Here is an 8,243-nt window from a genome sequence, read left to right as displayed (position 1 = left end):
GGATTGCCGAGCTTCCGGATTTCGGCGGGATCGTCGATGCCGAAGATCACTCGGACGATGACATCGAGAGTCATCGCCCGCGCAGCGCGAAGCAGCGAGAACGGTTGGCCGGTGGGCCACGACGCCATCGCCGAGCGGGTCGCGGCGGCAACGATCGGCACATAGGTACGTAGTGCGTCGCCGTGCAGTGGCGGCGTGAGCAGGCGACGTCTGCGCAGGTGTTCGGGTTCTTCGAGCACGAACATCGAACTGTCGCCGTAGATCGCCGCGGCCGGCCCCACCCCTTCACCCCCGAGTAGTACGTCGGGTTTGGCGAGGAAGACCTGCTTCACCAGCTCGGGATCGTTCACGAGAACAACCCGTCCGAATCCGAGAATCGGCACCGCGACGATCGGACCGTAGTAGTCGAACAGCTTGTGCCCCAATCCTTCTCCGCCCAGGAGGTATCCAGCGCCGTAGAGAGCACCGGCCAGCGGCAGCGCGGGTGGCCCCGGCGCCCGACGGTGCCGCTGGTCGCCGATAGCAAGTGGAAGTGTCTTGGAAACGGCCACGTTGCCGATCCTTTCATCGAATGAGAAACACAGTGATTCTGATTATGAGATTACACAGTGTTTCCCATTATCAACAGCGTTCCGCCCTACTGAGCACCCGTGATAGCCGCACCACCGCACCCCGATAGGCGGCCTGAACACCAACGAGGTCACAGGCTGCACAAGGACGTCAGCCTTCAGTTACTCAGAGCGATAATTGGGGATCACGATCGCGCGTACGGCATCGACCAGCCGAGGGGCCAGAAGCGCGAGGGTGGCCGCCTCGTGATCGGCGAGGTACTGGGTGATGAGTTCGATGCAGGCTGCCACCGCCACGTGGCATTGCTCGATGGTCAGCGCCGGCAGATCGGGTTCGTACCGGGCGCGAAAGTCTTGCAGCGACGGCGCGGTGGCGGTGACGAACTCGTCGATCGCCTGGTTACGCCGAAGCCGCACCCGCGGGCCCGCCCCGAGGGCTTCGAGAAAGAACATCCGGGTAGCCGCGGGCGCGAAAGCCATCACCAGCAACAATCGCTGCGCGTACTCGAGCATGGTCTCCGGAGTAACGGACAGGTCATCGGTGTCATCCACACCGACACCCGCTTCGCCGATGAGCACACCGACCGCCTGGTAAGCGTCGAGAAAGACGTCCTCTTTGTTGGCGTACAGCTCATAGAAAGTCTTGCGGGACACGCCGGCACTCTTGGTGATGTCCTGCACCTTCGTCTGGGAGTACCCGAGATCGGCGAACAGCTCGATCGCCGCGGCGACGACGCGGGCACGCTGAGTTTCCCGGACGTCTTCGCGGGACAGCTCGTGCCGGTGCCGGGGCAGCGGCGTGGGGGTGGACCCGGAGAGCAACTGCAACACGATGGCGGCGGTCGTCGGCGACACCGTGGCATCGGTACTGCGCATAGCGCCACAGTAGTCGGTGGTGCGGTGAGCGAACGGTGGCGTGATCATCACCGACATTCTGGTGAGTGCGCGCTTCCGCCGATCTGGCTGAATGTTCCACGGGGGAACAGCACGCCGTAGAGGGAGATGTCGAGGCCGCACAGGTGACCGGTGGCATGGGTGCCGTATTGGAAGGCTCCGCCGATGCCCGCCAGTACGGAGTTCAGATCCAATACCGCCTGGTCGAGTTTTGCGCCGTTGGTCAGCAGCAGCGTCAGTGCGAGGCCGGTGCTGTTCTGCGCCGATGCGATGCGTGGCTGGATGCGGCCGAGCATGGCGGACAACTCCGTGGTGCCATCGGCTATCTGGGCCGTCGATGCCTGGAGGGCTTGCCCTTGCTCGGCGAGCCCGCCGATCAGCGCCCGGGTCTGGGTGACCAACGTTTCGAGTTCATCGCCCCGTGCGGCCAGACCCGTCATCACCGACGACAGATTCGTGATGACGTCGGAGAGCACAGCGTCGCGGCGCTGGAAGTCGCCAGCCAGGGTCGCGGCTTGAATGATGAACGCGCTCAACGACACCCCGTTACCCTGCAAAGCCTGAATCAGGGTCTCTGCCATCGCGTTGACCCGCTCCGGGGCCAGGGCCTGGAACAGCGGCTGAAATCCGTTGAGCAGCCCGGAGATATCGAACGACGGTTCGGTGCGATCGAGGGGGATGGATGCGCGGTCACCCAGGGGAATACGGGCCCCCTCGGACTCCACGCCCGGCGCCAGACCTACATACCGCTGCCCGATCAGGTTCTGGTACAGCACCAACGCCTTGGTGTCGCTGTAGAGCGTCTGCTCGCGTTGCACGACGAAAGTAACCAGTGCTCGATTGTGTTCGTCGAGCCCGATGCGCACGACCTTGCCGACCCGCACGCCCGCCATCCGTACGTCGTCGCCCTCGCGCAAACCCAAGACGTCGGAGAACGTCGCCGTATAGGTGCCCGTTTCACCTTTCACGTTGCGGGACAGGGTGTTCCATACAACGGCGGTCACAAGGATCGATGTCAGCGCGAAGACCGCGAAACCGACCAGCGGTCTACGGATACTCACATCCACCACCTCTCCAATCTAGAAACATCCTGTACTCTCATATAGAGAATCATTGCGTTTCTGATTGTGTTTGTCGAGAGGAGTGGCAAAGTGGCCACGAACCACACCCAGCGCGCGACCCCGCCCTGCGGGCACATCGCCGAGTCGGCCGACCGAGCGGTGGAGCAGCAGTTTCATCTGGAGGTCCCGACTACCCGAGTCGATGACGGCCTGTTCGGCCCGGATTCGGTGTCGTGGAAGGTGTGGTCGCATCCGGCCGTGATCCCCGGCGTCATGCGCTCGTTCGTGCTCGACATGGTCGCCAGCCCGCACGGCGCCGCCGCACTCGAGGAGCACAGTCGCTACCGGGAGGATCCCCTGGGACGCCTCAACCGGACCATGTACTACTTCCTGACCGTCGTGTTCGCCGACACCGACACCGTCGCGAAGGCCAATCTCCGTCTCGACCGGCTACACGCCCGCATCGTCGGCACCGAACCCATGACCGGGAACCGATACAGTGCCCTCGACCCCTACCTGCAACTGGGCAACCACATGCTCAGCTGGCACTCGGTCTACTACGCCTACCAAACATTGGCCGGAGGACTCACCCCCGAAGATGCCGATCGCTACTTCCGAGAAGCAGCGATCGCTTTCGAAACCCTCGGCGTCGACGAGGACGCCCTGCGCGCCTCCGCCGCCGAGCACGGACTCTCAGCCGAAGCCCTCGATCTAGACCACCTCCCCGCCAGTCACGAGGAATACCGCAGGCTATGGGCGGCTTCCCGCCACCTGATCTGCGTCAACGCCCAAACCCGCAGCACGCTCGATGCCATCCTGCATCCACGCGCCCTCGACGGCAGCCTCACCAAAGCTTCCCTGTTCCAGGCTTACCCCGCACTCGCCCGCGTCGGCCTCGCCCTCATTCCACGGCACATCCGCACCACCTGCGGTTTGCCCACCTCCCCCGCCGCCGATGCCGTCGCCCTCCGCGCCGGACGCGCCACCACCGCGCTCCTGCACCGCACCGGCACCTATTCCGAAGTCCTGCGACGCCTGAGCCCGCAGGGTTATCAGATTCAAACCACTGCGCTCCGAGACGCACACCGATAGCCACCACGCTCAGTGTGTGCCGAGCTTCTGGGCTTCGTCGTCGTCCCGTGCGCGAGGCGACCGATGGCCACATGTTCGATCCAGTGATACGCGCATCACGCGTCCTCGGTATCGGCGATCACAGGTCGACGACGACTTGCCCTTCTTGTGCGCGGTCGGTGCACAGCAGCATCGTGTCGGGCTCGTCGAGGAACCGCGCGGTCCCCCGGCTCTCGACGGCACCGGCAAGCACCTTGACCCGGCAAGTGCCGCAGAAACCTTGCTGACACGAGTAGGCGGTGCCCGGCCGGGTCGCGCGCACCGCGGACAGGGCCGACTGGTCCGCAGTGACCTCGACCTCGGTACCGGTGCGCGCCAAACGGATTCGGAACTGCTCACCACCGACCACCGGCGGTGCCGAGAAGCGTTCGAAATGCAGTCCTGCCGCGCCCGTTTCGGGCAGGAACGCACGAAAAGTGTCGTGCAGCACGGGCGGACCGCAGTAGTAGATCGACGACCCGGCGCGGACGTCGGCGAGCAGCTCGGCAGGGTCGGGGCGGCCGTTGCGCTCGGTGGTCAGCACGCGGACCCGATTCCGGTCCGTGGCGGCGAGCTCCGCCAGGAACGGCAGGGTCGCTTCGTTGCGGCCGAAGTAGGTGAGGGTCCAGTCGAGGCCGGACCGGTGGGCGTGGCCGATCATGGGCAGCAGCGCGGTGATCCCGATCCCGCCGGCGACGAAGGCGATGTTGTCGACGCCGGCCTTCGACAGCCCCGGGTCGGCGAACGGGAAAGCGTTGCGCGGCCCACGAATCGACAGGATCGAGCCTTCGCGTACGTCGTCGTGGATCTCGGTCGACGCCGTTCCGCCGTCGATCCAGCGCACCGCGATCCGGTACGTCGTCCGGTCGTCGGGATCGCCGCACAACGAGTACTGGCGAACCGTCCCCGACGGCAATGTGACATCGATGTGCGAGCCGGGATGCCAGCGCGGCAGCTCGGTTCCGGCACAGGATCGCAGCGTCAGGCTCACCACGCCCAGCGCCTCGGTCGTCTTCTCCACGACCCGGACCGCGATGCCACGCTCCATGACCGCAGGCCCGGTCGCGGGCAGGCGCAGGTTGCTGAGCGCACTGTAGAAGCGCAGCAGGGAGCGGTAGGCCCGCATGACCCGGTCGGGCCGGTTCGGATCGGTGAAAGACGGTGGGATGCGGCGACGGTCGAGCACGACGCCGACCCGGTCCGCGGTGGTCCGGATCTCGCTCATGACGCGGCCAGTGCGGCGGGAGAGGCCGCGAGGTAGGCGACCGCCTGCGAGGTCGAGCCGTAATTGCGCGGATGGTAGGACGGCCTGAAGTACTCGATGGACATCTTCGCGAGGCTGCCGGGTGACGGCACCATCCCCGCGCGCCAGGCGCGGCGCGCGGCCCGCACTGTTGCGAACAGTCCGCGTTCGGCGACCGGATCGTCGTTGAGCAGCAGCCGCATTCCGCGCAAGTGCAGCAAGGCGAAGGTGGGCATCGCAACCAGATAGGCCCTGATGCGATGCCAATAGCTGCCGTCCAGATGCGTGAACAGGTCGTAGGCGACATGCCGATGTTCGACTTCCTCGGCAAGGTGCCACAGCACCAGGTCGAGCACCCGCGGCTCGATGGTGCCTCGGCGCCACGCGTCGGCGTTGAGCGCCCAGTCGCCCAGGTACGACGTGAAGTGCTCGAGCGCCGCGACGACGGCGACGCGTTCGAGCAGCCAGTTGTGCGCACGCCGGTCGGTCAGTTCGCGCTCGCCGAGCAGTGCCCGGAAGAACCACCGGATCTGGTCGGTGAACCGGGTGGAGTCGAGCCCGTGCAGGTCGAGGTAGTCGACCAGGCTCTGATGCGCGGACGAGTGCGTGGCCTCCTGCCCGATGAAACCCACGACGTCCTCGTGGACCTCGGGATCGGTGATCAGCGGCAACGCCTGTTGGAAGACCTGGACGAAGAACACCTCGCCCTCGGGCAGCAGCATGTTGAAGCTGTTGATCACATGAGTCGAGAACGGGTCGTCGTAGACGTAGTGGAACGGCAGACCGGCCCAATCCCATTCCACGGCACGTGCTTTGAGTGCGACTTTGTCTTGATCACGCAGAGTGCTCACGGGGTTCTCCTGCCTGGGTTGCGGTGGTGGCTGCTTCGACGGCGTCGACGAACGCGCGGATGCGGTCGGCGATCTCGGCGGGGTTGAACGCCGGGGCCCAGTGGCCGCCGTCGACGTCGTGGACCTGCCACTGGTCGGCGACGTGGGCCACGTCGCGCTGTGCGGCGGGCGTGATGAAGATGTCGCGACGCGGGGCGAGCACCTGCACCGGCACGCCGACTCTGCGCAGGTGGGGACGGAGCAGCGTCGGTACCAGATTGGCGCTGTAGATCTTGAGACCGGCGCGGTTGTCGCGCGCCCGGTGCGGCGAAATATTCGGTGCCACACCGGCTTCCAGTCGGTGCGCGAGCCCGATCGCGGCGTCGACGAGACCGAGCCTGCACAGCAGCGCGCCGAGCACGGGGGTGGCCAGCGCGCCCATGTACAGCGGGGACTTCCACATCGTGGCGACCGCACGCCATCCGGGCGGTCCGGCGGCGAGGCTGCTGCGCAACCAGTGCGGGACACCGTCCAGACAGGGCCCGGAGATCGAGGTCAGGGAGGCGATCGCCGAGCGCGTCGCCGGGGCCGCGGCGGCGTGCCAGGCCTGCACCGCGCCCCAGTCGTGGCCGACCAGGTGCACCGGCCGGTCCGGGGAGACCGCCGCGGCTACCGCACCGATATCGGCGGCGAGCTGATCCTTGCGATAGGCGGAGATCGCCCGGGGTTTGTCCGATTCGCCGCTGCCACGTACGTCGAACGTCACGGTGTGGAACCGGTCCGACAGCACGCGCGCGACGCCGTTCCAGACCGTCTGGTCGTCGGGGAAGCCGTGTACCAGCACGACGGTGGGCCGGGCGAGGTCGCCGGCCGTGGTGACGACCAGGCGATGTCCGTCGGTCGTCTCGATGGGGAAGCTCATCTGCGAATGCCCTTCTGCCTCGGATCATCGGTGATCCGAACGAGCTCGTCGTCTATGACGCGCTACATAGTGGGATGACAGCAATGTAGCCGTAACTGCGTGTCACAGTCAATGGCGAATGTGTTTCTACCTGTGTAACTCGGGTGGAAATGGTGCGCGAACGCGATCGTGGCAGAATCTGGATATGATGATTGACATAGGATGGTGACGCGGTGACCGCAGAGGACAGCGCGGCCGGAGTGACAGCGTCGGCCCGCGACAAGATGCTGATCGGCGCCGCCCTGCTTTTCCGGGAGAAGGGCATCGAGGGCACCTCCTTCGCCGACGTGATCGCCCGCTCGCAGGCGCCCCGGGGCTCGATCTATCACCACTTCCCCGGTGGGAAGGCACAGCTGGCCGAGGAGGCCACCCGGCACGCCGGGGCGCTGATGGCGTCGATGATCCTCAACGATCTGGCCACAAGTGGCCCCACCGCGACGCTGTCGCACATCGTCGACCTCTTCCGGCGCCAGCTCCACGACACCGATTTCGTGGCAGGCTGCCCCATCGCGGCGGGCGCGCTGGAAAGCGGCGATTTCGCCGAGGCGAAGAACGCCGCGGGCGAGGCCTTCGCGTCCTGGGAGTCGCTGATCACCGTCGCGCTGTGGCAACAAGGGGTACCGATGCCACGCGCCCAATCGCTGTCGACCACCGCGATCGCGGCGATCGAGGGCGCGATCCTGGTCGCCAAGGCGCAGCGATCGACCACAGCCCTGGATCGGGTAAATGCCGAACTCACCGCATGGCTGACGGCAGTACTGCCTGCCGCGCGCACCGAGGACGACGTATGACCGACACCGCCACTGACGGCCGAGCACCGTTGCGAGCCGCGTCCACTACCGAATTCTCGCCGGAGGCCACCACCCCATGTCGACCACCACGCTGAACCCGATCGATGTCGCCTTCCTCTGGGGGGAAACCGACTCCAACCTGATGAACATCGCACACCTCGACATCTTCCGGCTGCCACCGGACGCGGGCCCGGACTTCGTCGCGGACCTGCTCGACGACCTACGGACCTACACCGGTGCCACCAGCCCCTTCGACCGCCGCATCGACTCCGCGCTGATCGCTCGCGTGCTCCCACAATGGGTCAGCGTCGAAGCGCCGGACCTCGACTACCACCTCCAGCACCATGTACTGCCCGCGCCGGGCGGACAGCGTGAGCTCGGCGCCCTCGTCTCGCGCCTGCACGGTGTACCGATGGATCGGTCGCACCCGCTGTGGCAACTGCACGTCATCGAGGGCCTCGACGACGGACGTCTGGCGCTCTACGTCAAAGGACACCACGCCCTGCTCGACGGCGTCGCCACCGTGCGGCTCGCCCGCAAAGTGATGTCGAACGATCCCGACGAACGCGGCAGGCCTGCGATCTGGGCCTATCGCGAAACCCGGAAGCCCCGGCCCCACCCCACCCCGGATTCGGAAGGTACGGGCGCGAGCCCGGTCTCCTCGCTCCGGCGACTGATGAACGCTCCGATCCGGGGAATCGCCGATCAGCTCACGGGTGTACAGGCGATCTCACGCATGTACGGCGGGCTGTTCGAATCCGATGCGGCCCTGGTCAAGCCGTAC

Annotated in this window: 9 protein-coding genes; 3 read left to right on the top strand and 6 right to left on the bottom strand. The window is 66.2% G+C overall.

What is annotated here, in order from left to right; all coding sequences use genetic code 11:
* From ACFWF3_RS15365 to ACFWF3_RS15355, 3 genes are all read right to left on the bottom strand, one after another.
* Window positions 1-551: cytochrome P450 (locus ACFWF3_RS15365; protein WP_379314170.1), on the bottom strand; the 551-nt coding region annotated here is incomplete at its 3' end.
* 180 nt (window positions 552-731) lie between these two features.
* A complete protein-coding gene (locus tag ACFWF3_RS15360; protein WP_379314169.1) occupies window positions 732-1,445 on the bottom strand; it encodes a TetR/AcrR family transcriptional regulator in 714 nt (237 codons plus the stop codon).
* Between the two features lie 47 nt (window positions 1,446-1,492).
* Window positions 1,493-2,524, bottom strand: coding sequence for an MCE family protein (locus tag ACFWF3_RS15355; RefSeq protein ID WP_379314168.1), 1,032 nt, complete (start codon window positions 2,522-2,524; stop codon window positions 1,493-1,495).
* A gap of 90 nt (window positions 2,525-2,614) precedes the next feature.
* Between ACFWF3_RS15355 and ACFWF3_RS15350 the strand changes: the two genes are divergently transcribed.
* Window positions 2,615-3,616 (top strand): oxygenase MpaB family protein, encoded by a 1,002-nt coding sequence (locus ACFWF3_RS15350; RefSeq protein WP_379314167.1) that lies wholly within the window; start codon window positions 2,615-2,617, stop codon window positions 3,614-3,616.
* Window positions 3,617-3,734: 118 nt separating this feature from the next.
* Here the strand turns inward: ACFWF3_RS15350 and ACFWF3_RS15345 are convergent, their stop codons facing one another.
* From ACFWF3_RS15345 to ACFWF3_RS15335, 3 genes are read right to left on the bottom strand one after another with little or no spacing between them, the layout of a single operon-like run.
* Window positions 3,735-4,859 (bottom strand): PDR/VanB family oxidoreductase, encoded by a 1,125-nt coding sequence (locus ACFWF3_RS15345; protein WP_379314166.1) that lies wholly within the window; start codon window positions 4,857-4,859, stop codon window positions 3,735-3,737.
* A complete protein-coding gene (locus ACFWF3_RS15340) occupies window positions 4,856-5,728 on the bottom strand; it encodes a metal-dependent hydrolase (protein ID WP_379314165.1) in 873 nt (290 codons plus the stop codon). The genes ACFWF3_RS15345 and ACFWF3_RS15340 overlap by 4 nt, the downstream gene beginning before the upstream one ends.
* Window positions 5,712-6,629 (bottom strand): alpha/beta fold hydrolase, encoded by a 918-nt coding sequence (locus ACFWF3_RS15335; RefSeq protein WP_379314164.1) that lies wholly within the window; start codon window positions 6,627-6,629, stop codon window positions 5,712-5,714. Before ACFWF3_RS15335 ends, ACFWF3_RS15340 begins: the two co-directional genes overlap by 17 nt.
* A 212-nt stretch (window positions 6,630-6,841) precedes the next feature.
* Between ACFWF3_RS15335 and ACFWF3_RS15330 the strand changes: the two genes are divergently transcribed.
* Both ACFWF3_RS15330 and ACFWF3_RS15325 read left to right on the top strand, forming a co-directional pair.
* Window positions 6,842-7,459, top strand: coding sequence for a TetR/AcrR family transcriptional regulator (locus ACFWF3_RS15330; protein WP_379314163.1), 618 nt, complete (start codon window positions 6,842-6,844; stop codon window positions 7,457-7,459).
* Between the two features lie 76 nt (window positions 7,460-7,535).
* Window positions 7,536-8,243 (top strand): wax ester/triacylglycerol synthase domain-containing protein (locus ACFWF3_RS15325; RefSeq protein ID WP_379314162.1); only part of this gene is annotated, 708 nt, incomplete at its 3' end.

Origin of the sequence: Nocardia sp. NPDC060220 (assembly GCF_042727815.1) — a bacterium.
Classification (GTDB): domain Bacteria; phylum Actinomycetota; class Actinomycetes; order Mycobacteriales; family Mycobacteriaceae; genus Nocardia.
Note: the sequence above shows the minus strand (reverse complement) of the source record. Positions and strands in the feature narration are given on the sequence as shown.